We start from the raw sequence: 23360 nt of genomic DNA, 5'->3' as shown, positions 1-23360 counted from the left end.
ATATTCTTCTCTCTGGTCTTCTCCGGGTTCTCCGTGGTAGCTTGTCGTGGTTTTTCTCGTAGCATCGCAGCAAAGAAGTTTAACCGCAGAGGGCTCAGGGGACGCGGAGGGAATTGACCACGGGGAGAATGAACGGTTGAGGAAGGATTGATGGCCCGATCCCTTCTCCCGGCTTTTCTTTTAGATTTCTCCGTGCCTCCGGTGCGCCAGGATAAGCCTGTGTTCTCCCGTGGGTTGAAAGGTACCCACCCCGCAATTAGCCATTCGGCGGGTAGTGAAGCGTGCATCTGCTGGAGTAATCCATTTGGGTGAAGCCACGCGGATCAAATGTAAGGGCCGTAACAAAAGTGAACCGACATGAGCCTCGTTACACCATTAGCAGCGGCCAGCCTCTCGGAGTTGGTGAAGCCTGACACGGTCGGGGAAGCAATGGTTAGCACCCGACTGGCTGCTCGGGGTCAGAGCGGATAGCACTTGCAGAAGGAAGACATGAGGAACCTGGGAGGCCCGGTGAGGGATTCGGCAACGAGTGACAGGAATCCATAACTGTGACTCATCCTCATCGGGAGTCGGAGGAGTCCATAGTAGCGAGGAAGTCGGGTAATTCCGGTGGAGCGAAGGGACTCTGCCGAAAACAAGTTTGGATAAGAAAAGGAGTAAGACCGCTTGATGGAAACATCCTCTACGGAAGAAGGAAAGGGAACTGAGGCAGCGATACCGCTTAACCAGAAGGGACTTTCCGAGAAGCTCGCTCTTTTGAGATCGAAACTCTATCACAAGGCGAGGAACGAACCACGCTTCAAATTTTACGTGCTTTATGATCGTATCTTCAGGATGGACGTTCTGGAGGCGGCGTATTCACGAGTGAAAGCGAATCGCGGTTCTCCCGGCGTTGACGGGATAACCTTCAAACAAATTGAGAACAGCAAAGGAGGTGCGAAAGCATTTCTTGAATCGATACAGAAGGAACTGAAAGAGAAGACGTACAGACCAAGCCCGGTCCGCAGGAAGTATATTGCGAAGCCGGATGGAAGACGCCGTCCTCTTGGCATTCCGACGATTAAAGACCGAGTCGTGCAAATGGCGACTCTCCTGATTATCGAGCCTATCTATGAGGCTGATTTTCTCGACTGTTCCTACGGGTTCAGACCGAAAAGATCTGCACATACAGCGCTCGCAGAAATCAGAAGTCATATTCTGTCGGGTTTTCAGGCTGTATATGATGCTGATCTCAAAGGATACTTCGATTCCATCCCACATGACAAACTGATTCTCTGCGTTGAGCAGAGAATCAGTGACAGGTCGGTCTTGCGACTGATCCGGATGTGGTTGAAGACGCCTGTGGTTGAACCCCCCGACGATAAAGGGAGTCCACCACGCATCGCAAGATCGAAACAGGGAACGCCTCAGGGGGGAGTGATCTCCCCGCTGCTCGCGAACCTGTTTCTACATTACTTCGATAAGGTGTTTCATGGTCGTAACGGACCCGCTGTGTGGGCCAACGCAAAACTTGTTCGTTATGCGGATGACTTTGTCGTGTTGGCCCGGTATCAATCGGATCGCCTCACCGATTTTGTTGAGGGATTCATTGAAGCCCGCATGGGTCTTAAGATCAATCGTGACAAGACGAAGACAGTCAACTTGAAGGAGAAGAAAGCGAGTCTGGATTTTCTCGGGTTTACCTTTCGGTTTGATCGCGATCTCAAGGGCAGAAATCGAGACTATTTGAATGTGTTACCCTCTAAGAAAGCCGTGCAGCGGATGCGGGATAGGCTTAAGATCATGACGGGCAAGAAGATGTGCTATCAACCTATTGATGAGATGATAGGCGGTATCAACAGAACCCTTGTCGGCTGGTCAAATTATTTTCGCTTCGGTTATCCAGCGGCTTCCTTTAGAAAAGTCAACTCCTATACAGTTCATCGCTTAACAGTGCATTTAAAGAGAAGAAGTCAGCGTGGTTTTCGCCCGCCGAATGGTGTGAGCTTCTACTCCCAGATAAGCAAAATGGGACTGCTCTATCTCAAATGAATACGCTCTGGGATGGTCTGTTTTCGGGAAAGCCGGATGCGGGAAATCTGCACGTCCGGTTTGACGAGGGGGAGGGCTGCCGGGCTTCCGGCACCCTCTCTACTCTACTGGTTGAATTTCTCTATTCAGGATGACGCAAAGAGGTTTAACTGCTGAGGTCTCAGAGGACGCGCAGGAAGAGAGAAAAGAAGAAAAGTTGTTGACCGAGAAATACGCTAAAGGCGCGAAAGAGAACGGGAGGAGATAGTCCTCTAAGTATTCTTCTCTCTGGTCTTCTCCGGGTCCTCCGGGTCCTCTGTGGTACACTGCTCTGCCTATTCTCTGCGTGCTCAGTGCTCTCTGAGGTTCACTCGCCCGCACGCAAAGAGCAGGGCAGCTTCTGCTTGCTTCGAATTTACTTTACCGGTGCGCTTGCTATGGATTTTCGCCGTAGGGGCTCAAAACGTGTCTCTCAGAAATCATTCAGGAATCTTAAAATGGCGACAAAGAAATCCGTAAAAAAGAGCGTTACGAAAGAAGCGAAGAAAACGACGGCAAAGAAATCCCCGGCGACGGCAAAGAAGTCGGTCGAAAGATCGGCCGTCACGCCCGCAAAGAAGGCCGTAAAAAAGGCCGTTAAGAAGGCTGTAACGAAGACGGTGAAAAAGACCGCAAAAAAGGCCACAAAAAAGACCATAAAGGCGACTGAAAAAGAAGCGATAAAGCCGGTTAAGAAGGTCGCCCCTGCGAAGAAGGCCGACGTCGTCAAAGCGCAGCGGCCTGCAGTCGAAGCAGAGTATCGCAAGCCATCGTCAGATCCCGTGATCCGCAAGCTTGTTGAGGATCTGGTCGCCTTTCTCGATGAGAAGAAGCTCACCGATATCAAGGTGATGAATCTGGAAGATGTGAATCCGTATTTCTGCTTCTTTATGATCGCAACGGCCGGATCATCGCTTCAGCTCGGAACGACGGCTCGTGAGATCTCGCGTCGTTTTGGCGAGCATCTGACAAATAAAAAGATACGACCGCTTGATGTGGAATCGGGATGGGTCATTCACGACTTCGTCGATGTCGTGCTGCACGTTTTCGTGCAGGAGCAGCGGAACTACTACAACCTCGAAAAGCTCTGGGGCGACGCTCCCGTTATCTACTCCGCAGAAGCGCCCAGATTCCAGTGGCCCCGCTAACATAGAAAAACAGCGGAATAAAAAACGGAACGTTAATCGCAAGCGTGAACGGGAAGGCTAGGGCGAAAATCAGAAGCAGCCCACCGGTCACCCGGGCGAGCGTACGTGAAGAGGCCTTCTCACGCAGCACGAACGAAAAGAGAGCGGGCAGGCCCGTTGCAAGAAAGAAGGCGGCCGAGAGAAACATGCCGCCGATCTGCATCGTCTCGGGCTTCGGCATCAGGCCCGCCATGATGGCCGCCGCTGTAAGAAGCGGCGACACTCCGATCAGCGTAAGAACGATGCCCAGGGCAAGCAGCGGCCAAGAAACGAGGTCGCTCAGTCGTTCTGATTCCATTCCAGTTTACCCGCCTGCTTCAGCGACGTGGCCGTGATGAAATAGAGCAGCACGATAACGATACCGGCGATCAGAGATTGCTGCAGGGCCGTATCATAATCGATGCCGTAACGGTAACGGAACTTCAGAAGATTTGCCGCAAGTACCGAGAAGAGGATCAGCGACGTCGAAGCATGCTCGACCTTGACGACTCTTTTGAAGAGGAAGGTCAGGCCTTTAAACGAGCTGCTCAGTTTGCCGAGGTTGCCGGGAAACAGACGGTTGACCGTCGTCATATACTCGGCATAGCCGGCTCCGAATTTTTTCGAGAGGAAGTCTTCTTCGGCGAAAATGATGCAATAATAGACGAAGTAGAAGAAAGGCAGAACGATAAACCAGAAGAGCCCCAGGTTCACCGTGAACATCGCTCCGGTGACGACGAGCAGGTTGCCGACGTACAGCGGATTGCGCGAATGTGCGAACAGGCCGTCGCGAAAGAGCTCGTCGGCGTGGATCTTTTTACGATCGCCCGCACGTTTCACGTAGATGAAGCCGATCACAAGGGCGCGCACTCCGATGCCCGACAGCGCAAGCAGAAGTCCGAGAAGGGAGAGGATCTGATCGACCTGCAGATCGCCGAACCATCCCGTTACCCAGTAGCCGGGCCGCGGATACGCGATCAGAACCAGTCCGCCGAGAAAGATCAGAGAGAAGGCCGTGTCCCTCCAGCGAAAAAAGAAATTCCCGACCGTGATCATGAAGCTTTTCATTTGATTGCAATCATCCCTTCAAAGCAGATATATTTCAGTATGGTCATACAATCCTGGAAACCCGCACGTGCAAGCAAGTCGAGGTTCCCCTGCGTAGAAAATGGCTCAAGAACTCCTCGCAGGGACTGCGATTTTCGTAGAATTTCAGAGGCCTCATAGCCGCGATCCAGCTTGAAATCGTTGTACAGACCCGTCAGCAGATCCTGAAAACGGGCATCGGGGCCTCTGGTTTTCTCGAAAAGCAGCAGAGCGCCCCCCCACCGCAATCCCTGAAAGATCCGGTTGATCAGATCCTGCCTCACCGCCGGCCGCACGAACTGCACGGTATAATAGCAGATGATCAGATCGGCCTTCTCCTGACCGAGATCGAACTCCAGCACGTCTTCGGCCTTATATTCAATCGCCGGATGCGCATTCTGACGGCGCGCATATTCGATCATCGCCTCTTCGCGCTCCACTCCGACACAGCGGATGCCCTGAGCGGCATGTCTCTCGGCGAGGCGATAGAGCAGGCGACCCGTAGAGCAGCCGAGATCGTAAACGACGGAATTCTCGCCGATAAAGGAGTCGCTTATCTTCAGTATAAGCTCATGCCCTTCGTCATAGAGCGGAATGGAGCGGCGGGCGTGTTCTTCGAAGCGTTCCGGCACGTCTCCTCCGAACGTGAAGCGTCCTTCCGTATGGATACCGTCTCCCAGCGAGCCCATACGAATGGAATTTCCGCCCTGCCAGTGCTGTCGAGAAGAAGCCGGGCATGCGTCGATAGCAAGTTATGAAGGTGGCCTTGCGACCCGTTGAACGGGAAAACGGGCGATTCTCCCTTTTTTCTGGCTGAGTCGGAGGATTGGTATTATTTTCCTTATCAACACCTAACACTCCTAAAATGAGGATCTATGAATCTGACCGAAATCGAATCGAAGGTGAAAGAAGCTCTCACTAAGGTCGAACATCCTACTTTTAAAGAAAACCTCTTTGATCTCGGTATGTTTGGCCGCGTCGAAGAAGACGGCGAACAACTCCGCATCATCGTAAAAAGCCCCGACGAAGATCGTCGCGTGCAGATCGGCCTTGAGTCGCAGCTGCGCGGAGTCCTGGGCAAGGTGGGCATTCCCGGCAAGTTCAAGATCCGCTTTGAATATGATCCCGAGCTGCAACCCGAACCGCTTGGAAACCGCATCCGTGGCGTGAAAAACGTCATCGCCGTCGGATCAGGCAAAGGCGGCGTCGGCAAGTCCACCGTAACGGCCAACCTCGCCGCTGCCATGGCGCAGATGGGCCTGAAAGTAGGCGTTCTCGACGCCGACATCTACGGACCGTCGATAGGCAAGATGTTCGGATTCGACGGCAAGCTCTCGCTTACAGGCGACGGCAAGAATAAGATCAGCCCGCCCGAGAAATACGGCGTGAAGGTCATGTCGTTCAGCTTTCTTTTGAATCCCGATCAGGCCGTCATCTGGAGAGGCCCGATGCTCGGCAAGGCCGTCGAACAGTTCCTCTACGAAATCATGTGGGGCGAGCTCGACTTCCTGCTCATCGACCTTCCGCCCGGCACCGGCGACGTACAGCTTTCGCTGGCCCAGCTCATCGACCTCGACGGCGCCCTTGTCGTCACGACTCCGCAGAACGTCGCCATCCAGGACGCGACGCGAGCCGTCGCCATGTTCCAGGAAGTGAAGATACCGATCTTAGGCGTCGTCGAGAATATGGCCGAGTTCGTATGCCCGCATTGCGGCAAGACCTCGCATATCTTCTCGAAGAACGGCGGCACCGCCTTCGCCGCAAAATACCGCGTTCCTTTCCTCGGATCGCTGCCGCTGCAGCCCGACGTCATGGAAGCCGGCGAATCGGGCAAACCCGCCTCGATCTCGGATAACGCCGACGACGCGATGCGCAAGTCCTACACTGAACTGGCGCAGAAACTGGCAGTCGAAGTCGAGAAGTATAAATAACTCCCGCACGCATCTCATTCCTCACCCCGCGGGTGGCACTTTTGTTGTTTGGTTGAGTGCCAGGCGGGGTTCGGATGGATGCGTGCTGGAGGGGTTATTGGCGGTTCAGAATCTTTCGACGGATATGTAAGCCTTGCTTCTTGGCGAACAAAGGGGGCAAGGCTTCACCGATCATGGATGTGACCTCGGTCAGATTAATCGATCGGGAAAATCGATATGACTTCGGGAAGGATTGCAATAGAGCAGCCTCGAAAACCGTGATAGCCCTGTCTTCTTCGGGATGAATAAACCTTCCTTTAGAAGGGTTAACGCATGATCGGGTGATCGTGGAACTGACTTTGTTCCAGGATAATCGACCGTAAACGTCGCGAAAGCCGTCCGTTCGCTTGTGGCATTCCAATTGCTCCTTTCCGAGGTCGCTCCTGCTACCCCCGTCCTTCGAAATACGGCGGATTATATTCATCACCTTTTCCGAGTGATCTCGTTTCAGGTCATGCCAGTGTATTCCCGATTTCCCCGCCTTCGGCAGATCACGGATAGCATCGGCGACGGTGCGCTGTTTGCTGTCCCCCGAGGGAAGACTGGCTCTGCCGGTTCGCGTCGCCACTAATATCATCCGCTTCCGGCGCTGCGGTACGCCGAAATCCGCCGCATCGATGACGTCGACCTCAACGTCATACCCTGCGGCTCGCAGTCTACGAGCCGTTTTTTCTAAACGGCGATCCTTCATCAAACCCGGGACGTTTTCCATGAGGATGGCTTTCGGTCGTAGAGCAAGCGCAAGTCGTAAAAAATCGAAAATCAGTTCATTGCGCTCGTCGGCGACCGGATTCGGCTTATTCCTCGTGCGAATGGTCGAGAAACCCTGACAGGGCGGGCAGCCTGCGAGAAGATCAAGCTCGCCTGGGCGCAAATTCAAATCGGATAGCAGCGTCGCTCCTGTTAACCGCCGCACATCGGTATACTGGCGAACTTCGGGATGATTGTCGTGATACGTCTCACGCGCTACGGCAAGAATTTCGGCGGAGGCTAAAACGCTAAAGCCCGCGGACTTCAACCCCTGCGTCATTCCGCCGCATCCGCTGAAGAGATCGATGGCAGTCGGTTTACTTCTCACTTCTAACAAACCTTATATATTCTGCAGTATCGACGCCAACACGTGTTTGCTGTGACCAGCCACGTTGCATTATGCGATCGACAAACCGACTTTTGATTTGGCCAACGTATTCGTAATCAGTGAAAGCCGCATCTGAGATAGATGGAAAGCCGGCAGCGCTGCCTGTCGGTGCGAGAATTACCTTGGTTCGAAAGCTTTCCCATTCGATTTGGGTAGACTCCGACACAAAGGTTTGAAAAAACAAAGGACCGCTAGTCTTGTCAAGATTGTCCTTACGTCTTCCTTGAATAAAATGAATATGTTGTCCGTCATTTAATCTGTAAAGATCGCACTCTGGTGTAATGCATAGCAGGAAATCCCATCCATCGTCGGTGGCCTGCTTCTTCTTGAAGATGGTTCCTCGCCTCAGTAATAGCTTTTCTTGACTGATGTCAATGTAGGACTCTTGTATATAGGCAAGCTTGGTATGTGCCCGAAAGGCTGAATCAGGTTGATTCATAGCAGTGGTGAGTTTCAACCCATTTGTTCCCGTTTTTTCTTTTTCGTTTATTTTTGTTCGAGCGTTATCCCTTTTCTTTATCGTCGGCTCGTCCTTGATTTTGGTCCATTCCTTGTCTTTCTCAATGGCTTGGTGAAGATATAAATCGCAAACCGCTTGTAAGGGCTCTTTGAAAAGTTCGTGCTCCATCTGTTCAAGATGAATAACTGCAACTTGGTGGGCAACATCGTCCGGGAGATCGGTAAATAAGCTCTGATACACGATTGCGTGGTCAGTGCCAGTCGGCAGCTTGGATATTAATTGGGGCATTTTCTCGCGGATGAAAGTATGCAACTCCAATCCAGCCCAATGAAGGAAGTCAGGGTAGGCAGCCAGCATCAGTTGGGTAATGAGCGTTAAGAGATCAGGCGTATTTTTCTCAGGTTCCGAAGGCTTATCCTGTACCAAGATGAAGATACTGCTATTTTCATTGGAAAAAAAATCAACGGCTGCCGTCTGGCTGTCGTGCACCCCAATGGGTTGAAAAGTATCGTCGTCTTCGACAGGCGAGTTGGAGTGATTCGTGGAGATAGTTAATCGATGATAGCCTTCGGATTCCAGACTACTCGTCGCATCTTCCTTATGCTTGGTATATACGATCACAAATCGCAGAGCTCCGTCCGCTGCAAGCTCTTTGAGCAAAGCAATAGAGTGCTCCGAACTTTCAGCACCGAGATACCAATCGAGGATTACAACCTCAGAGTTTTTTGCGGTTTGAACAGCTCGATCATAATATTTTTTGTAAAATTCAATATCGGGGCCGCCCAATTTTCCGTTTGGATAGTACTGCAAATGGCAAAGAATAGAATCCTCGTTACACTTCTTTACGAGAGCTACGTACGTTTCGTCAATCACAGGGTTCGTTGATTCCCAGGTTCCGGTTTGGTAGGCATCATCGTCGATAACGGTCAAAGTCCTGCAATATTTCCTTGCTATTTGAGATCTCAAGTCTTCAATCGTCGCCGTCATTTCATTCTTCCTGTTCGGGTTTCTTGAAAACAAAGTTAGCCCCTTGGAGGGCCTTTTTCCTCGGCTCGTCTGCCAGCGTTAAATCCATGCCATGCTGTTGCATCGCCGTTTTGGAGAGATACAGTCCTAAGCCTCGTCCTGAGGGCTTGCGGGAGAAGAACGGTTCGAAGATTCGGTCCGCATCTCTCGGTGCCACCCCGGGGCCCGAATCGGAGATCACAAAATCCTCGTGATCTAGAGTGATCCGGATCTCCTTTGGGGTGACCGATTTCTCAATCCAATAAAGGGCATTGTTGATTACGTTGATGATGGCAGCAAATAGAACTGACCTGTTTGTGCTGCTCCATCTTAACGTTGAGAAGGACTTGTCTACTTGAATCAAGCCAGTCTCGTATTCCTGTTGGAAGCGACTTTTTATGAAGCTTAGGATGCTGTCGCCTGTTACCGTTTCGTATCTTCTTCTTCCTGCTCGATATAGAGGAGCTAGGGATTCGATCTTTTCATTGATCGCGTTAAAGACGGAGTACAGGTGATCGAAAGTTTCGCTGTCGACTGTATTTTTGCCGGAGCGCAGAGTTTTGAAGTCTTTCTTCGCTTGAGAGAAGAGCGTGCGATACTCATGGTCGATCCCTTCGACAATTAGACCAAGCTGCGCAAGTTCAATGTACACGAATTCTCGTTCCTTGAGGGCTTCCATTTCACGACTCAAGGCACCTACGGCGCCATCCATGCTGCGTGCGGTGGCTATTCGCTCGATATCGGTTAAAATACCTTCCCAGTAAGGCTCGAGTTCGCCCTTGGCTACAATATCTTGCTTTAGGATCGCATCCTCAAAATCGACAGCGGCTTGGTCAGACCCATTGACGACTGCTTGAGGTGGATCTTCACCAAGCAGATCGCGGGGGATCCTCTTTATTTTTTCAACATGGTTGTTGAACCATATCGGCGCTTTTTTTTCGGCAATCTGGCGAGCCCCATCGATTAGACGGTCTCGCTTCTGCTCTAACCTTGCTTGGATACGGAGTTCATTGCTCGATAGGCGCGTTCTCAGTTTATTTAGATATTTAATTTTGTCCGCGTTACGCTTTAAGGCCGCAGATAGTTTTCGCTGAAGCTGGAGCAGGTCTCGGTTCCAGCGGATTTCAAATTGTTGGCGGTCTGTCTGGTAAGAATCCCACGCAGCGAGGACTTTCGGTGAGGGAGAAGCAAGGGAAGGGATTTCCATTGACATAGTATCTATATCAAGCCGGAAACGATCTCGTAGAGCTTCTAAATCTTGGAAAAATCGATCGATTGTATCAATTGAACTTCTCTCTATATCCTTGGAGCGAGAATACAGGTCGGCGTATTTTTTTTCGAGAAGCTTTTCGGCTTCGCTCAAATATTTTCGGGATTTTTTAAACTCTTCTAAGAAAGAACGGGTCTGCACCTCTATTTCCGCTCTTAAGGCCGTATCCAGTTTCAATTTCTGTTCTTTCTTAACTTTGGTTGCGAAATGGGTCTTAGCAATATCGATAAAGATTGACGTAGCGATCTTGTATAGCCCCCGGTAATACTTGTTTTTGATCAATCCTTCGCGCCCAGCCTTGTCGATGAGGCCAGGGTTATTTTCGGAATCGATTCCGATATACCCGAACATACGTCGATGGGAGAATACATAAGTGCCAGCGTTTAAACTGCGCCTATATTCGAATTCCAAAAAGTCTGTATCCTGTCTACCGTATGGCATGACCCTTATGCCGTTTCGGTAGACGTAAAGAGCGCCGATATCCTCCAACTTTTTACTGAAGTATGCGAATCGATCCGGTGTTAATCGTGATTCTTCCGGCTTACCGAGAACATATCCAAGCTTGATTTCGAACGGGCCAGGATAATCACTTTGCGGCGGCAATTGTGGCGTTTGAAATTCGTATTTTATTTTTTTTGAATAATGTCTAATCTCTCCTTTAACGAATCCTTCCGAGTTAGAGCGGAGATGAATAAAGTAATCACACTCTTCAAAATCTTTCGATTTCCAGAAATCATTCTTCCCTTCAAACGCTGGTCGGTCGTCTGCGAAGGCTTCAATTTTGATGCGAGGAGCATCATCGGAGAATGGGTTGCAAAAACCAAGAATAGCGCGCAATCCCTCTGAGGGCCAATTACTTTCTCCTTTCCTTTCCGCTCCGGATTGAAAAATATCCGGAACTTCATCAGTTGTGGAAAGAATAAAAAAGCTGGTCCCCGGTGAGTCTGCATGATAATCAACGATAGAGTCTATGGCCTGCGCAAAGCCTCGCTTTATGTCATTGCTGATCGTTTTCGGATCAATGGAGGATTTTTTATCGATATAGAAATCCTTGCTATGTCTCTCGTACCAATCCTTTAGAGACTCGAGTAGAAGCTTTGCCGCATCTTTGGGGTTATCCTGAGCCCCCAGTTCCATAAACGGTATATAGACATCATCGAGATTCAGCTTGGGATACCGAAAAAGATGCCAGTGAACGAGGGCCATTGAGCGCTTAAAATTTTTGCCTTTACCCCATCTCGTCCATACGAGAACGCCATTTCCAAGACTGGCCACGGCAAGTCGTCCGATGCCTTTCTCACCGAAAGGCTTATCGTGCTGTAAGCGTTTTGTTTGCTCCGGTGTTGCATATTTATACCATTCCGGATCTGGCTTACCGTGCCGGGAGTCCGTGGCAAGCACCAGCCAGCGGTCCATCAAGTCCTCCGGTCGCATGCCAAGCCCGTCGTCGCTGACTTCGAGAAGGCCCGCTTGAGAGTGGAAGTGAATCGTCACTGTTTCGGCCTGAGCGTCGACGGCATTCTTCAAAAGCTCCGTAAGCGCGGTGGGTGCATCGGCAATTTGCTCACGTCCGAGAAGGTCGACTACTCTCGCCCGGGTTTTGAATGATACGCGTTTCATATGATTATGAAGGTCCGACTTTGGCCAGAAGAGTGGCCGGCAGCTTCCTTTTTTTTATTCGGCATTCCCAAATCCGGTAAACCGACCAGCCCATAGATCTTAATTTTCGGCTTACTCGGCGATCTCGCTTTCTATTCTTTTCGACTTTTTCGCGCCAGAAGCTGCCGTTTCCAAGGGGCTGGGTATTTCTACAGTCATGACCATGCCAGAAGCAGCCGTCGGCGAAGATAGCGACCCTGACAGTCGGGAACACAAAATCCGGCCTTCCGGGTAAGTTGCTGCCCCTACGCCAACCGGTGATTCGGTATTTGCGAAAAAGCGCAATCAGGGCAAGCTCCGTGGTTTTGTTTCCTGATCCCTTTACGCGACCCATAATCCAGGAGCGCTGTTCTTTAGAAAAGACGTCGGTCATGAATGGTTTATTGCATGTTTGCAGTCGATAGATGATTTTACTGCCCAATAGTTAATCGGTCCAGCAAAAACAAGCGTCCCTGTGGAAAAAATGCAGAGACTTCATGACTTCGAGATGTTAATGGCTGCGTGAGGTCCTTCACCGGCGACATAATAAGATTACCGGAACATTTTTGCCGCGACAGTAACGAAATTATGTCGCGCCCGACTTTATGCTGGCCTCCTCATCAACTTCCAGTCCCCCATTATTCAAAACCCGGAACTACCCGGTGAGGCCATCGACGATAAGAATGCGATTCTCGATATCCTTGCAAGGGATTCAAGAGGCCGCAGGATCAACATAGAGATGCAGGCGCACGTGACTGTAAGGGCTATGCTCAAGAAGGGTTACCCTTTCAACGAAATATCGGGCATTACCGGGCTGACGGTACAGGATCTTGAAACATGAAGTGAGCAAGGTTAAGCCGGCGCCGCTGCCATCGCGACGCCTGCCTTACAACAATCATCTGCCTATAGGGAAGGCTTTTATTTCCTCAATCGATTCCAGGCACGGGAAAACCGCTGCACAGCGTCGCAACGTCACGGGCAATAGAGGCCAGCTTATCGGTATTCTTTGCATCCGATGCCACCGCATCCATCCATTCGGCGATGCGTTTCATCTCGCCGACGCCGAAGCCGCGGCTGGTTACGGACGGCGTTCCGAGTCGAATTCCCGACGGATCAAAGGCCGGCCGCGTCTCGCCCGGCACCGTATTATAGTTCAGCACGATGCCGGCCGCTTCAAGGGCGATGGCCATCTCCTTGCCGGTGATGCCTTTATTCGTCAGATCGATCAAGATCAGATGGTTATCCGTTCCGCCCGAGACGAGCTTGAATCCTTTAGCCGAAAGCTCGGCGGCAAGGGTTTTCGCGTTGGCGACGACGGCATGGGCGTATTCTTTAAAGGCCGGAGTAGCGGCCTCTTTCAGGGCGACGGCGATGCCGCCAGTCGTCGAGTTATGCGGTCCGCCTTGAAGTCCCGGGAACACCGCTTTATCGATGGCCTTTGCGTGCACCTCTTTGCAGAGGATCATCGCTCCGCGCGGACCGCGCAGCGTCTTATGCGTAGTCGTCGTCACGACATCGGCAAACGGAACGGGATTCGCATGCGCCCCGCCTGCGACAAGACCTGCGAAATGCGCCATATCAACGAAGAGAATCGCTCCGCTTTCGTCGGCAATCTCGCGAAACTTAGCGAAATCAAGCTGCCGCGGGTACGCCGAATGCCCGGCGATCAGAAGCTTCGGTCGGTGTTCGAGAGCAAGACGACGGATCTCGTCGTAATCGAGCAGGCCCGTATCGGGATTGAGATTGTAATGCACGGCGTTGAACCATTTGCCCGTAACGCTGGCCTTTGAGCCGTGCGTCAGATGTCCGCCGTGGCTCAGGTTAAGGCCGAGGATCGTATCGCCGGGCTTTGCGAAGGCAAGGTACACGGCAAGGTTAGCCGGCGAGCCCGAGTAGGGCTGCACGTTTGCATGCTCCGCTCCGAAAAGCGCCTTTGCGCGATCGATGGCCAGGCGTTCCAGGGCGTCGCAGTTAATCTGCCCCTGATAAAAGCGGGCCCCCGGATAACCCTCGGAGTATTTGTTCTGGAATACTGTGCCACACGCTTCGAGAACGGCACGGGACGTATAGTTCTCGCTGGCGATAAGGCGGATGGTCGAGCGCTGATACGACTCCTCAGAGCGAACGAGGTTGAATACCTCGCTGTCGATGGATTTCAGCGTATTATCGGTTTGAGCGGTCATGGGCTCCTCCTGCAATTAGAGATTAAGGCGCCCAGACGCACGGCGTGAATTCCCTGCACTCCCTCGAGGTGCTCCTCGAACGCGTCAGTCATGCAGGTAAGGCAAATCTACAGAGCAGCGCCGGCGGTGGCAAGCAGGTTTTTAGGGCAGAGATTGCTGCCTGGGATCCTGCTGGGTTGGCAAAGCACGACCCTGTGCGGTTTAGTGAAAGAACCGGAACCGATTAACTACAGAGGGCACGGGGGGCGCTGAGAAAGCCGAAAAGGGAGGGGGCGTTTGCAAGCCATCTTGTTGCTCCATGTTCGCCGGATAGCAGCAAGATGCCGTCAGGTTTACTTTCTGATTTCGGATCGAAACTTTCGCGCCTTTTGTGTATTTCGTGGACAAAAGTCTTATGTTCGACAGCCTGATTAGCATAAGGATTTGTCGAGAGGCTGGAAGTCAAAACGGAGAAACATAGTGAAGTTACTGAAACCTACGATACTGATTTTGATAATCTTCCTATCTGTCAGATGCACCGATCTAACTCCCAGGAGTGCCTGCGAAGCAGATCTGGAGGATATCTATCGGCCCAATTGTCTGGACGCCCTTGGGTTGAACATTGTGGATTCTGATTTCGGGTGGGAATCTGTGGCAATCGCGGCGTGTGCGGTTTACCTTCAAAAGAGGGAGAGTTGCGAAGAAAAGTCATATTGAGCCGCCCCAAATAAAAAAGCCGGGTGTTATCCCGGCCTTTTATTCTCAGAGCTAAAGCGGCTTTCAGCGAGTGAGAAAGAAATCGGTAATCTGATCGGCGGCCTTTCCAAGGATCTCGTCGGACGGGTTATCGTACACACCCTCGGCCAGACGCTCGCGCACCTCTTTCAGCTTATCCGTGCGGTTCTCGGTGGACAGAGCAAGCTTCTTCACGCGATCGATGTTCTGCTGACGCATGGCCGCATCAGAGATCGTCACGTTATCCTTCGGAGCATCGGTTCGATTGACCTCTGCTTTCGTCTGAATCTTCTTCGGTCCGTATCCGGGACCTATGCCGCCTACTTTATCCACAACCATCAGGATTTACCTCAATCACAATATCGGTCGGATGCTCGAAAAAGTGAAACATTTTCTTCTTATTTTCCGTCATCGGGGCGCCCCACAAGAACCGTAAATTCGCCCTTTCTGACGAAATCGGGGATCGGCCCGCCCGGCGGAATCTCAATAAACTGCTCGTGGATCTTGGTGATCTCACGGCCGACAAGCACGGGCCGGTCGGGCAGAATCTGCACAATCTCTTCGAGCAGCCGGTCGATGCGATGCACCGACTCGTAGATCACTATCACTCCGTCGAATTCTCTCATCTGTTCAAGGCTTTTTCGCCTTTTACCCGACTTCGGGCTCAGAAATCCGGCAAAAACCGACGGATTGGCCTGCCAGCCGCTGACCGACAGGGCTGCCGTCATGGCCGAGGCACCGGGCAGGGGGATGACCGGCACCGAAAGCTTGCGCTGACGGATCTCACGGATCAGATGCGAGACGGGATCTGAGATTCCGGGGGTGCCTGCGTCGGTGACAAAAACGATGGATTTACCCGCCGCAAGCTCGCGCAAAGCATACTCCGTATCTTCGCGCATCCGATGGATACGAAAGGATTTCAGAGCATTTGAGATCTCGAAGTGCTTCAAGAGCAGGCCGGCCTTGCGCGTATCTTCGGCCATGATAAGATCGGCCGACTTCAAGGCGTCAAGAACGCGAAGCGTGATATCGCGCAGATTTCCGATGGGCGTGGCGGCCACATAGAGGCCGGCCGGCATTTCTTCAGTTGCAGTCATTGCTGGTAGGGCAGTGGTTCGCATCGGTGATGCAGGCCGAAAGCTGCGGTCCGGGCTGCGAGTACTGGCCGTTTAAAAGCACCGCTCGCAGGGCAAAATAATAGACGCGACAGTATTGAAAATGCTCAGGCGACGGCGGCGGTTTGAAATACGAGATCGTCTCTGTCTTTAAGTCGGTCGAGAGCGTGCTTGCTTCATCGTTCGTGTGGCGAAAGGTCGGATCAAGGCCGTCGGGCAGATAGGGCGATCCGGCAGTTCCGGTAATGATGGCCTCACTTGAAAGCAGAACCTTGCTCACGTAGAGGTTGTAGCCGATGAACTCATCTTCCTGATTCGTTACGAAATAAGAGACCTTGAAATACGGAGCGACATCGGGATCGGTGGAGGCGACGGGTTCGAGGTTGACCAGCGTCGGAGCGCCGATCGCAAGAAGCGACGAGATGGGGTAGACCGGCGAATCGGTGTTCACCCCGCATCCGGCCAGGAGCGAAAAGGCGACAGTGAGCTTGAAAAAGGCCCTCATGCCTCCGTTTTTGCAGCGTCAGGCGACGGGGCAAGCCCTTTCATGTGGATTTTGCCGGCCCGTATTCGCCATGGCCGTGGCACTGCCACCAGAAACTGCAAGAAGGGGCTATTCCGCTTTTGTAGATCCGCCCTTCTGTAAGCGCTCGAAGAACGAGAGCGACAGGTCATGCGCCTTCCAGTAGTTCTCGACAAGCACGTTCCAGTCGAACTGGTCGCTGGTGCTCTCCACGCGGTTTCGCATCTCGATGCGGTCGCGACGGTTCGTTTTGATAAAGCTCATGAGCTGATCGACGAGATGATTGGCGCTGTCGTCGAAGCTGAGCATATTACGGCGGCAGACGTACAGGCCTTTCTCTTCGTGATCGGGCATCTGACGCTGAATATACGAACCGAAGCCCGCAAGGTCGCTTGTAATCGAGGGGATGCCCAGGGCGGCGCATTCCATCGGAGTATAGCCCCATGGCTCATAATAGCTCGGGAATACGCCCAGATGTGTTCCGCGAACAAATTGATCGTAGTCCAGGCCGAGCAGCGGACTCGTACCGGTCAGGAACTCCGGATGATAGACGACCTTGACCGGATCTTCCGGTGCGTTATACAGATGACAGGTGCGCAGCTGATTCAGGACGGCGTCTTCGGCGTCATGCAGCATGTCATGCGTGCAGATGGCCGGCCATCCCTGGCGCCTCCAGGCGTGATGCTGCCGCTTCAGCGCCATCTGCGAGCTCTCTTCGAGCAGATCTTCAATCGTCGGCACCTTGCCGAGAGCGGCCGAATACAGAAGGCGTTCGGTCATACGATGGCTGATGCGCTCGCACGTATGCTTCAGATCGCGAAACATCATCTGGCTTTTGAGAACGTCGACGCTGATGGCGCGCACGGGCGCCTTTGTGACGATGAAGGCGACGACGGTTTGATCCGATTTCTCTTCTTTCAGTCTGAAGTTCAGCCTCGCCAGCGACTCTATGAAAAGGTCCATGCCTTTGTTGCGGTATTCGTAGCGACCGGCCGTGAAAAGATAGAGCGTCTTATCGAGGTCGAATGTATAACTCGGGTAAAAATGACCCATGACGAATTCATGGATGGCCTGCTTGTAAAGCTGATGCAGGTTCTGGAATTCGTGAAGAGCGGCAAAGCGTCGTATGTTCAGACCGTTCGGTAGAACCTGATCGGGCCGGCGTCCGAGCAGATGTTCGGCCTCGACGGCGGTGATGTCGCTCACGGTCGTGAAACAGTCGGCGCCGTGTGCGGCGGCCCGTTCGATGGCGAAGCGGTTGTAGATGCCGCGATCGCCGGCCGCTCTGTAGGCGTCGATGGACGGAAGCCGCCCGTAGAAGAAAGGATCATCGGACGCAAGATAGCGACCGAGCAGCGTTGCATGTGTCGTAAAGACCGTCGCTATGCCGACGTGGCGCTTCTTTAAAATGGGGATGGCCGCCCCTCCCATCCATTCATGGAAATGTCCGATGACAGGGTAACGTTCGGCCTCGGGAAGAAGGGCGATCTGCGCCTGCAGCTGCTGAAAGAAGTCGGCGACAAGGTAGCCGAAAAGCACGACGTCGTTCACCTCAGCCTCGTCGCCGGCGTCGATCTGATGATCCTTCCAGAAAAAGTACTTACACTCGGCGATCTTATTCCAGGAGGCGAGGAAGTCGATGAGCACGACAAGCGGACGTCCGCTGACAAGCCATCGACCGCAATGGATATGTGCCCCTTTCGCTGCCAGCTCGGCCGCCGCCCGATGAAAGGGCGTATCTTCGTTCGTCTCTTCGAACTCAATGGAGGCTGTGGCCTGATTATAGGGACCTACCAGACAGTAGTGATCCTGAAGGCGGGCCGTCATCGCAGGCGCCTTGCTACGAAGAACGGTATAGATGCCACCCAGCTGCCAGCAGACCTCCCATGCAGTTTCGACGACCCAGGCTTCTCTCATGCGACAGGAATTGTACACGAAAAAGCTCAGCGTTCAATCCTATTTTGAAGCGGAGGACTTTTTTTCTGTCAAAAGAAGGCAAAGTTGGTCCGCCGTCCCATTTTCCGCTCTGAACTGTCCGAAATTTAGCCCTTCTATTGCTCTTGACCTGAAAGACGGCCTTCTTATGGATTGGTATGACCAAAATTTTCCGTTTACGTAAACGGGAGTTCTCATTACATAGATCGAGATAATCGATTCTCTGGATTCGATTGGAATCGATAGGGTTAAGTTTTATAGAGAAAAACATAAAACCAGAAAAACCATTCAGGAAGATCTCAATATGGAAAAGTTAGTTTATGCACTGATTACGGTGGGGGTGGGCATGGCCATCGGCCTTCACCTTGCCATGAACGGCCGACTGGGCGGCGAGATGCAGGCCGTCGCCGGTAGCCCCATGAAGGCCGCCGCTGCGGCGAATCTGTTCTTCTGGCTGATTGGAGCCACTCTTGCCGCCGTGTATTTTTTCGTATTCCGCCCGGGCTCGATGACCGAGCTCTTTCAGGCCGGCAGTCGCCCGCTCTTTCTGGCCGGCGCCTTCGGTGCCTCCATCGTTTTTGCCGTAACCTTTCTCATTCCTGAGCGCACGGGCGGGGCGGCGACGGGATTCCTGCTTCTCGTCACAGGCCAGGTGTTGATCGGTCTTCTGCTCTCTCACTTCGGATGGCTGGGTTCGCCCGTTGATCCGATCTCGTTCAAGAAGATAGGCGGCCTGGCGCTCATGCTTGTCGGCCTGATCCTGGTCGTGCGATGAGACCGATACACGTCGCCATCGTCGGCTGCGGACGCATCGCCGACATGCATGCTCCGGGTTATGCGGGCCGCGAAGATGCCCGTATTTTCGCCGTCTGCGATACCGATCCGACCCTTGTGGCGAAGCGTAAACAGGAATGGAATGCCGAACGAGTTTATACGGACTACGATGCCCTGCTTGCCGATCCCGATATCGACGCCGTGGAGATTCTGACGCCGCAGAAACTGCATGAGCCCATGGTCATCGCCGCCGCGCGGGCAAAGAAGCATGTCGCCCTACAGAAGCCGATGACGATCGATCTCAAGAAGGCCCGGCGTATGATCGAGGCGATGAAGGCATCGGGATGCGTCTTTCGACTGACGGATAACTATATCTATTATCCGCCGCTTGTGCGTCTTCGCGAGATGATCGATGCCGGCGAGATAGGTACGCCGACAAATCTGCGCATCAAGTTTATCAGCGGCGGTCTCGGTGGATGGCAGGTTCCGGCCTCGTCCTGGAAATGGCGTATGCAGGAGCGCGAAGAAGGACGCGGCATGCAGACCTTCGATCACGGTCATCATCTCTGGGCGGCGGCCACCTATCTGCTCGGCTCCATCGATCGCGTGCATGCCTGGATCGATTCCATCGACGGGGTGATCGATTCGCCTGCCGTCGTCACCTGGAAATACAGAGATCCGATGCGTTACGGCATGTGCGAGTACGCGCATGCGGCCGAGCTGTCCATCCCCTCGGATTATTATGCGAACGACGAATGGTTCGAGGTAAGCGGTAGCCGGGGCGTCGCCATCGTGCGTCGCTGCACGGGACGTCTTGATACGGGGCCGATCATCAGTCTCTTTAACGAGAAGGGATGGCAGCATTTTTCAGATATTGCGTCGGACTGGCTGGAGGGCTTTCGCGGAGCGACGCAGAACTTCATCGAATCCATTCAGGGCAGGGCGAAGCCCGATCTTGATGGAACATCGGGCTATGAGATTCTGCGCCTCAGCCTGGCCATCCAGCGTTCGGCCGTCGAACACCGTGAGGTCTTCGTCGAAGAGCTTGATTCCACATGGCCTCTGCTAACCAGGATGCGTCTTCGCCGCGCAGATAAAAAGTTACAGTCGAAAGAGGGATTGCTCGCACGCCTCTTCGGTAGCACGCAGCGTTATGCATCGCAGGCCGAATCGCTTACGCTGAACCTGCTCGATCGTTATGATGAGAGTCAGGCAAAGGGCTGGAGCAGCACCATCGGCATCTCGCTGCTTGCCGACGGATCGGCGCCGGCCATGGCCTTCGGTCTTTATATCGCGGACGGCAAACCCAGGCTTGAGGTCGGGTTACCCGCCGAGCCCGTCTTATCGATAACGATTCCGGCAGGGACGTGGGCGGCCATATTGCTCGGTAAAAAGAGGATCGAGACGGCCTTTTTACAGGGCAGATTGAAGGTCGAGGGGCGCCTTGAAGAGGCACTGCCTCTGCGAGCTGCGTTTCATATATAGGACGAAAGGGTGGCTCAAATATAGCCGGGCGATGATCGCCCACACAAAGAGAAAGAAGAAAGAGGATGATTCATGCAAGACACAGAACGATTAAGCTTGAAGACAAAGATCGGCTATGCGCTTGGCGATTTCGGCGGAAGTATTCCGTTTCAGAGCGTCACGCTGTTTATCGTATTTTATTTTACCGACGTATTCGGGTTAAGCGCCGCCGCCGCCGGTCTTATCTTCGCAATTGCGAAGCTCTGGAATGCCGTCTGTGATCCGGCGATCGGATCGTTCAGCGACCGGCTGCAAACCCGCTGGGGGCAGAAACGGCCCTTTCTGCTCTTTGGGGCCGTTCCCTTCGGCATCAGCTTCTTTCTGCTGGTCGCCGCTCCGCAGATCGAGGCGAAGTTCGCATATGCTCTTGTCACGTTCCTGCTTTTTTCGACGGCCTACAGTATCGTCTCTGTTCCTTATGGGGCTATCACGGCAAGCATCAGCAGCAGCCCTGAAGAGAGGTCAAGCCTCACCGCCTATCGCATGGCCTTTGCCATCCTGGCCATCCTCTTTGTCGGCGGAGCGACGCGTCCGATTGTCGATGCGTTTGACACTCCTCAGGAAGGCTTTCGTTATGTCGGTCTTCTCTATGGTGTGCTGGCTGCGGTCTTTACGATCGTTACCTTTGCCACAACCTACGAGCGCAGTCGCGTTACGATCGTGGAGCATCTGGGATTCATCGAGCGCCTGCGCATCGTTAAGAGCAACGTGCCGTTCCTGCTTCTGAACGGAGCGATCATCGTGCATCTTGCCGCCATCACCGTTGTGGCGACGATTGTGAATTATTACTTCAAGTATAACCTGCGCAGCGAGGCTCTTACTCCTCTTGCCTTTGTAAGTCTGTTTGTTGCCGCCGCTCTGACGCTTCCGCTGTGGCTGAGGCTTGAAAAGAAGATCGGACGCAAATCTACGTTTAACGCCGGAATGGCGCTTCTGTCGTTGATGCTTGTTCCGCTTTTATTGATCGAGAATCCGAATCCGTATGTCGTCATCGCCGTGATGATCGTCGCCGGCGCCGGCATGTCGACGATCTACGTCTTTCCCTGGTCGATGGTTCCGTCGACGATCGACTACAGCGAATGGAAAACAGGGCAGCGTCACGAAGGGCTCTTTTACGGCTTCTTTTATTTCTCGTTCAAGGCCGCCGCTGCCCTGGGCGGATTGCTGGCCGGCCTCGGCCTTGACCTCGCCGGATACTCCGCATCGGCAGGCGAGTCGGGCACACTCGGCGACGGAACGCTGACGGGAATCCGCATCCTGCTCACGGCATTGCCCATCGCATTGATGATGGCAGGCATTGCGTTCGTGCATTTTTATCCGATTGATGAGGCGATGGAGCGACAGTTCCGCAATTCGTGAGAAGAGCTTTGGCACGGGCGGAATGTGTTTATATGACCGGGGACAACGATGGTGAGTCCCCGGTCACATACCGAAATCTTTCATGCAAGAGAGCTTGTTTTCAATGAAAGGCGCCGACCCGCTCTCTGTCTTGTAGTCCCGTTCCTATGTCAATTACATTGATGTCTGTAGATCTCGCCAGCACTATTGATGGATAACAGGTCACCATTTGAAGACCAGTAGCTGCGGCCGGAACCCGGAGGCCCATCGACGGGAATGATTTCCATATTCGGTGGCGCTTGGAAGTTTACCTGGAACAGTCCTTTTTTCCCGGTCAGGTAGATCTGATTTTTGCAGTGTATAACCTCATCGGCGTAGAAAGAATCGGGAATGGTCGTACCTGTGTTATCCCAGCCAGTCAAATTCTTACGAAATTTGAAAATAGCCCAGCCTGTGAAAAGAAAAATCCCGTCGGGCGTTGTCAGGAAGGGTTCACTGCGACCGATATCGCAACCAAAGCGGTACATCGGACAGGGGACCCGAAGGCCATCATTCAGTGTGACCTGCCAGCTTACTGGACTATCGTCCAGTTTGACGATTTCAATATTTGTATCGTCCCCCAGAAAGAGTCCGTGTTCACTGCAATGCAGTTGATAGACGGGTCCTCGTTTCCAGTCGGCGTATGGTATCCAGGTTTGCTCTCTGAGTAAATAGAGAACACCGCTGTCAGGAGTGTTTATCATATCGCCGATCTGGCTAATGCCGGCAAAGGTCTTCTCGCCACATCGGGCGAAAACGGGGTCCATCGTCCATTGAGGAGTGTCAATGCCTGTTGTTTGCAACCAGGTGAGGCCTCCATCTCGACTGACTCTGAGGTCAGAAATATTCCCGGCGATGAGAATATGCTGGTTGCAGAATACAATGGTTACCGTTTCTACGGGGAATCGCTCTTCCTTCCATGTGGAACCGTTATCTCTCGATGATAATAGGGATACATTATTGGCGATGTAGGATACTCCGTTCGCTGAGCAGGCGTGTAGTCGTCCTTTGTTATCGGGCACAGTGATCTTACCGGCGACCTTCCATAAACCGGATGGTGTTTCAGCTCCCGTATAGCAAGGCCCCAGAAGCATGAGAGCTGAAAGGATATAAAGAAGGTGTGTGTGTGCTTCATATTCCCTGGCGATATCGGACTGTGAGGTCCTGGCACTGAAAACAGTGTATTGCGGGGCTTCTGTTTCAACTGTTTTTTCGACAAACAAAGTGCAGAAAGTCGAGTGGATGCGAATATGTCGATGGAAGTTGCGAGTAGGACAATCTGCCTTTTTGCCCCCACGCCCCGGCCACCCCCAGTAGCCGCTTTTTTTTGTTTGACAGGATTTCTGGAATCTCACAGATTTGAACTGGTCGGACCTCCGACCAGAGCGGGTGATCTGAATGCCGAAATGGTGAGGGCTGCCGGCTCTCGAAAA

20 protein-coding genes and 1 riboswitch are annotated in these 23360 nt (G+C 52.8%); of the genes, 7 read left to right on the top strand and 13 right to left on the bottom strand.

Translation table 11 applies throughout. The annotated features are described in order from the left end of the window. The first annotated feature begins 669 nt into the window (after positions 1–669). The gene (gene ltrA / locus LEPIL_RS11100) at positions 670–2031 is read left to right on the top strand and encodes a group II intron reverse transcriptase/maturase (RefSeq protein ID WP_002769328.1); all 1362 of its coding nucleotides are present in this window, start codon (positions 670–672) and stop codon (positions 2029–2031) included. A gap of 476 nt (positions 2032–2507) precedes the next feature. Continuing rightward, entirely contained in the window at positions 2508–3197 is a 690-nt protein-coding gene (gene rsfS / locus LEPIL_RS22060) for a ribosome silencing factor (protein WP_002772581.1), read from the top strand. On the opposite strand, the gene LEPIL_RS11085 is transcribed toward rsfS, so the two are convergent. Genes LEPIL_RS11085 through LEPIL_RS11075 form a run of 3 tightly spaced genes read right to left on the bottom strand, consistent with a single transcriptional unit; the run spans position 3154 to position 4990 of the window. Continuing rightward, entirely contained in the window at positions 3154–3534 is a 381-nt protein-coding gene (locus LEPIL_RS11085; RefSeq protein ID WP_002772580.1) for a hypothetical protein, read from the bottom strand. The genes rsfS and LEPIL_RS11085 overlap by 44 nt on opposite strands. Next, positions 3516–4271 (bottom strand): methyltransferase family protein, encoded by a 756-nt coding sequence (locus LEPIL_RS11080; protein ID WP_157135060.1) that lies wholly within the window; start codon positions 4269–4271, stop codon positions 3516–3518. The genes LEPIL_RS11085 and LEPIL_RS11080 overlap by 19 nt, the downstream gene beginning before the upstream one ends. Positions 4272–4279: 8 nt before the next feature. Beyond that, positions 4280–4990 carry a methyltransferase domain-containing protein gene (locus LEPIL_RS11075; protein ID WP_002772577.1) on the bottom strand — a complete coding sequence of 237 codons (711 nt, stop codon included), beginning with the start codon at positions 4988–4990 and terminating at the stop codon, positions 4280–4282. 192 nt (positions 4991–5182) lie between these two features. Here LEPIL_RS11075 and LEPIL_RS11070 point away from each other — a divergent pair, with 192 nt between their 5' ends. Beyond that, on the top strand, positions 5183–6232 hold the full coding sequence (locus LEPIL_RS11070) for an Mrp/NBP35 family ATP-binding protein (RefSeq protein ID WP_169314844.1): 1050 nt from the start codon (positions 5183–5185) through the stop codon (positions 6230–6232). A 94-nt stretch (positions 6233–6326) separates the two neighbouring features. On the opposite strand, the gene LEPIL_RS11065 is transcribed toward LEPIL_RS11070, so the two are convergent. The 4 genes from LEPIL_RS11065 to LEPIL_RS11050 are packed head-to-tail and all read right to left on the bottom strand — an operon-like array spanning position 6327 to position 12176. Beyond that, positions 6327–7349, bottom strand: coding sequence for a DNA cytosine methyltransferase (locus LEPIL_RS11065; protein WP_002772574.1), 1023 nt, complete (start codon positions 7347–7349; stop codon positions 6327–6329). Continuing rightward, positions 7339–8856 (bottom strand): response regulator receiver domain, encoded by a 1518-nt coding sequence (locus LEPIL_RS11060; protein ID WP_002772572.1) that lies wholly within the window; start codon positions 8854–8856, stop codon positions 7339–7341. The genes LEPIL_RS11065 and LEPIL_RS11060 overlap by 11 nt, the downstream gene beginning before the upstream one ends. A gap of 1 nt (position 8857) precedes the next feature. Continuing rightward, positions 8858–11764 (bottom strand): ATP-binding protein, encoded by a 2907-nt coding sequence (locus LEPIL_RS11055; RefSeq protein ID WP_002772571.1) that lies wholly within the window; start codon positions 11762–11764, stop codon positions 8858–8860. A gap of 4 nt (positions 11765–11768) precedes the next feature. Next, positions 11769–12176 (bottom strand): very short patch repair endonuclease, encoded by a 408-nt coding sequence (locus tag LEPIL_RS11050; protein ID WP_002772570.1) that lies wholly within the window; start codon positions 12174–12176, stop codon positions 11769–11771. A 168-nt stretch (positions 12177–12344) separates the two neighbouring features. Here LEPIL_RS11050 and LEPIL_RS24185 point away from each other — a divergent pair, with 168 nt between their 5' ends. Beyond that, complete coding sequence (locus LEPIL_RS24185; RefSeq protein WP_078123431.1) at positions 12345–12623, top strand: PD-(D/E)XK nuclease family transposase; 279 nt, start codon at positions 12345–12347, stop codon at positions 12621–12623. 85 nt (positions 12624–12708) lie between these two features. On the opposite strand, the gene LEPIL_RS11045 is transcribed toward LEPIL_RS24185, so the two are convergent. The 5 genes from LEPIL_RS11045 to LEPIL_RS11020 all read right to left on the bottom strand — a co-directional run bounded on the left by LEPIL_RS11045 (position 12709) and on the right by LEPIL_RS11020 (position 18234). Beyond that, positions 12709–13965 (bottom strand): serine hydroxymethyltransferase, encoded by a 1257-nt coding sequence (locus LEPIL_RS11045; RefSeq protein ID WP_002772568.1) that lies wholly within the window; start codon positions 13963–13965, stop codon positions 12709–12711. Positions 13966–13987: 22 nt separating this feature from the next. Further along, a riboswitch (ZMP/ZTP riboswitch) is annotated at positions 13988–14067 on the bottom strand. 657 nt (positions 14068–14724) lie between these two features. Continuing rightward, positions 14725–15018, bottom strand: a complete 294-nt coding sequence (locus LEPIL_RS11035) for a flagellar biosynthesis anti-sigma factor FlgM (protein WP_002772567.1) — start codon at positions 15016–15018, stop codon at positions 14725–14727. A 59-nt stretch (positions 15019–15077) separates the two neighbouring features. Further along, the gene (rsmI, locus tag LEPIL_RS11030; RefSeq protein WP_002772565.1) at positions 15078–15776 is read right to left on the bottom strand and encodes a 16S rRNA (cytidine(1402)-2'-O)-methyltransferase; all 699 of its coding nucleotides are present in this window, start codon (positions 15774–15776) and stop codon (positions 15078–15080) included. Further along, entirely contained in the window at positions 15763–16299 is a 537-nt protein-coding gene (locus LEPIL_RS22055) for a hypothetical protein (RefSeq protein ID WP_002772564.1), read from the bottom strand. The genes rsmI and LEPIL_RS22055 overlap by 14 nt, the downstream gene beginning before the upstream one ends. A 108-nt stretch (positions 16300–16407) precedes the next feature. After that, the gene (locus tag LEPIL_RS11020; protein WP_052608294.1) at positions 16408–18234 is read right to left on the bottom strand and encodes a glycosyltransferase; all 1827 of its coding nucleotides are present in this window, start codon (positions 18232–18234) and stop codon (positions 16408–16410) included. 322 nt (positions 18235–18556) lie between these two features. Here LEPIL_RS11020 and LEPIL_RS22050 point away from each other — a divergent pair, with 322 nt between their 5' ends. The 3 genes from LEPIL_RS22050 (at position 18557) to LEPIL_RS11000 (ending at position 21909) form a co-directional block, all read left to right on the top strand. Next, positions 18557–19027 carry a DMT family transporter gene (locus LEPIL_RS22050; RefSeq protein ID WP_002772561.1) on the top strand — a complete coding sequence of 157 codons (471 nt, stop codon included), beginning with the start codon at positions 18557–18559 and terminating at the stop codon, positions 19025–19027. After that, the gene (locus LEPIL_RS11005) at positions 19024–20511 is read left to right on the top strand and encodes a Gfo/Idh/MocA family oxidoreductase (RefSeq protein WP_002772560.1); all 1488 of its coding nucleotides are present in this window, start codon (positions 19024–19026) and stop codon (positions 20509–20511) included. Before LEPIL_RS22050 ends, LEPIL_RS11005 begins: the two co-directional genes overlap by 4 nt. A gap of 72 nt (positions 20512–20583) precedes the next feature. Next, complete coding sequence (locus LEPIL_RS11000; RefSeq protein ID WP_002772559.1) at positions 20584–21909, top strand: MFS transporter; 1326 nt, start codon at positions 20584–20586, stop codon at positions 21907–21909. A gap of 149 nt (positions 21910–22058) precedes the next feature. Here LEPIL_RS11000 and LEPIL_RS23460 read toward each other — a convergent pair whose 3' ends face one another. Next, the gene (locus tag LEPIL_RS23460; protein WP_143464732.1) at positions 22059–23150 is read right to left on the bottom strand and encodes a beta propeller repeat protein; all 1092 of its coding nucleotides are present in this window, start codon (positions 23148–23150) and stop codon (positions 22059–22061) included. Between the last annotated feature and the right edge of the window lie 210 nt (positions 23151–23360).

Source organism: Leptonema illini DSM 21528 (assembly GCF_000243335.1).
Lineage (GTDB): Bacteria > Spirochaetota > Leptospiria > Leptospirales > Leptonemataceae > Leptonema > Leptonema illini.
Note: the sequence above shows the minus strand (reverse complement) of the source record. Positions and strands in the feature narration are given on the sequence as shown.

Bases quoted from the DNA above. Each gene is read 5' to 3' on its own strand.
- ltrA (WP_002769328.1), top strand. From the start codon at position 670: ATGGAAACATCCTCTACGGAAGAAGGAAAGGGAACTGAGGCAGCGATA.
- rsfS (WP_002772581.1), top strand. From the start codon at position 2,508: ATGGCGACAAAGAAATCCGTAAAAAAGAGCGTTACGAAAGAAGCGAAG.
- LEPIL_RS11085 (WP_002772580.1), bottom strand. From the start codon at position 3,534: ATGGAATCAGAACGACTGAGCGACCTCGTTTCTTGGCCGCTGCTTGCC.
- LEPIL_RS11080 (WP_157135060.1), bottom strand. From the start codon at position 4,271: ATGATCACGGTCGGGAATTTCTTTTTTCGCTGGAGGGACACGGCCTTC.
- LEPIL_RS11075 (WP_002772577.1), bottom strand. From the start codon at position 4,990: ATGGGCTCGCTGGGAGACGGTATCCATACGGAAGGACGCTTCACGTTC.
- LEPIL_RS11060 (WP_002772572.1), bottom strand. From the start codon at position 8,856: ATGACGGCGACGATTGAAGACTTGAGATCTCAAATAGCAAGGAAATAT.
- LEPIL_RS11055 (WP_002772571.1), bottom strand. From the start codon at position 11,764: ATGAAACGCGTATCATTCAAAACCCGGGCGAGAGTAGTCGACCTTCTC.
- LEPIL_RS11050 (WP_002772570.1), bottom strand. From the start codon at position 12,176: ATGACCGACGTCTTTTCTAAAGAACAGCGCTCCTGGATTATGGGTCGC.
- LEPIL_RS11045 (WP_002772568.1), bottom strand. From the start codon at position 13,965: ATGACCGCTCAAACCGATAATACGCTGAAATCCATCGACAGCGAGGTA.
- LEPIL_RS11035 (WP_002772567.1), bottom strand. From the start codon at position 15,018: ATGGTTGTGGATAAAGTAGGCGGCATAGGTCCCGGATACGGACCGAAG.
- rsmI (WP_002772565.1), bottom strand. From the start codon at position 15,776: ATGACTGCAACTGAAGAAATGCCGGCCGGCCTCTATGTGGCCGCCACG.
- LEPIL_RS22055 (WP_002772564.1), bottom strand. From the start codon at position 16,299: ATGAGGGCCTTTTTCAAGCTCACTGTCGCCTTTTCGCTCCTGGCCGGA.
- LEPIL_RS11020 (WP_052608294.1), bottom strand. From the start codon at position 18,234: ATGAGAGAAGCCTGGGTCGTCGAAACTGCATGGGAGGTCTGCTGGCAG.
- LEPIL_RS22050 (WP_002772561.1), top strand. From the start codon at position 18,557: ATGGAAAAGTTAGTTTATGCACTGATTACGGTGGGGGTGGGCATGGCC.
- LEPIL_RS11005 (WP_002772560.1), top strand. From the start codon at position 19,024: ATGAGACCGATACACGTCGCCATCGTCGGCTGCGGACGCATCGCCGAC.
- LEPIL_RS11000 (WP_002772559.1), top strand. From the start codon at position 20,584: ATGCAAGACACAGAACGATTAAGCTTGAAGACAAAGATCGGCTATGCG.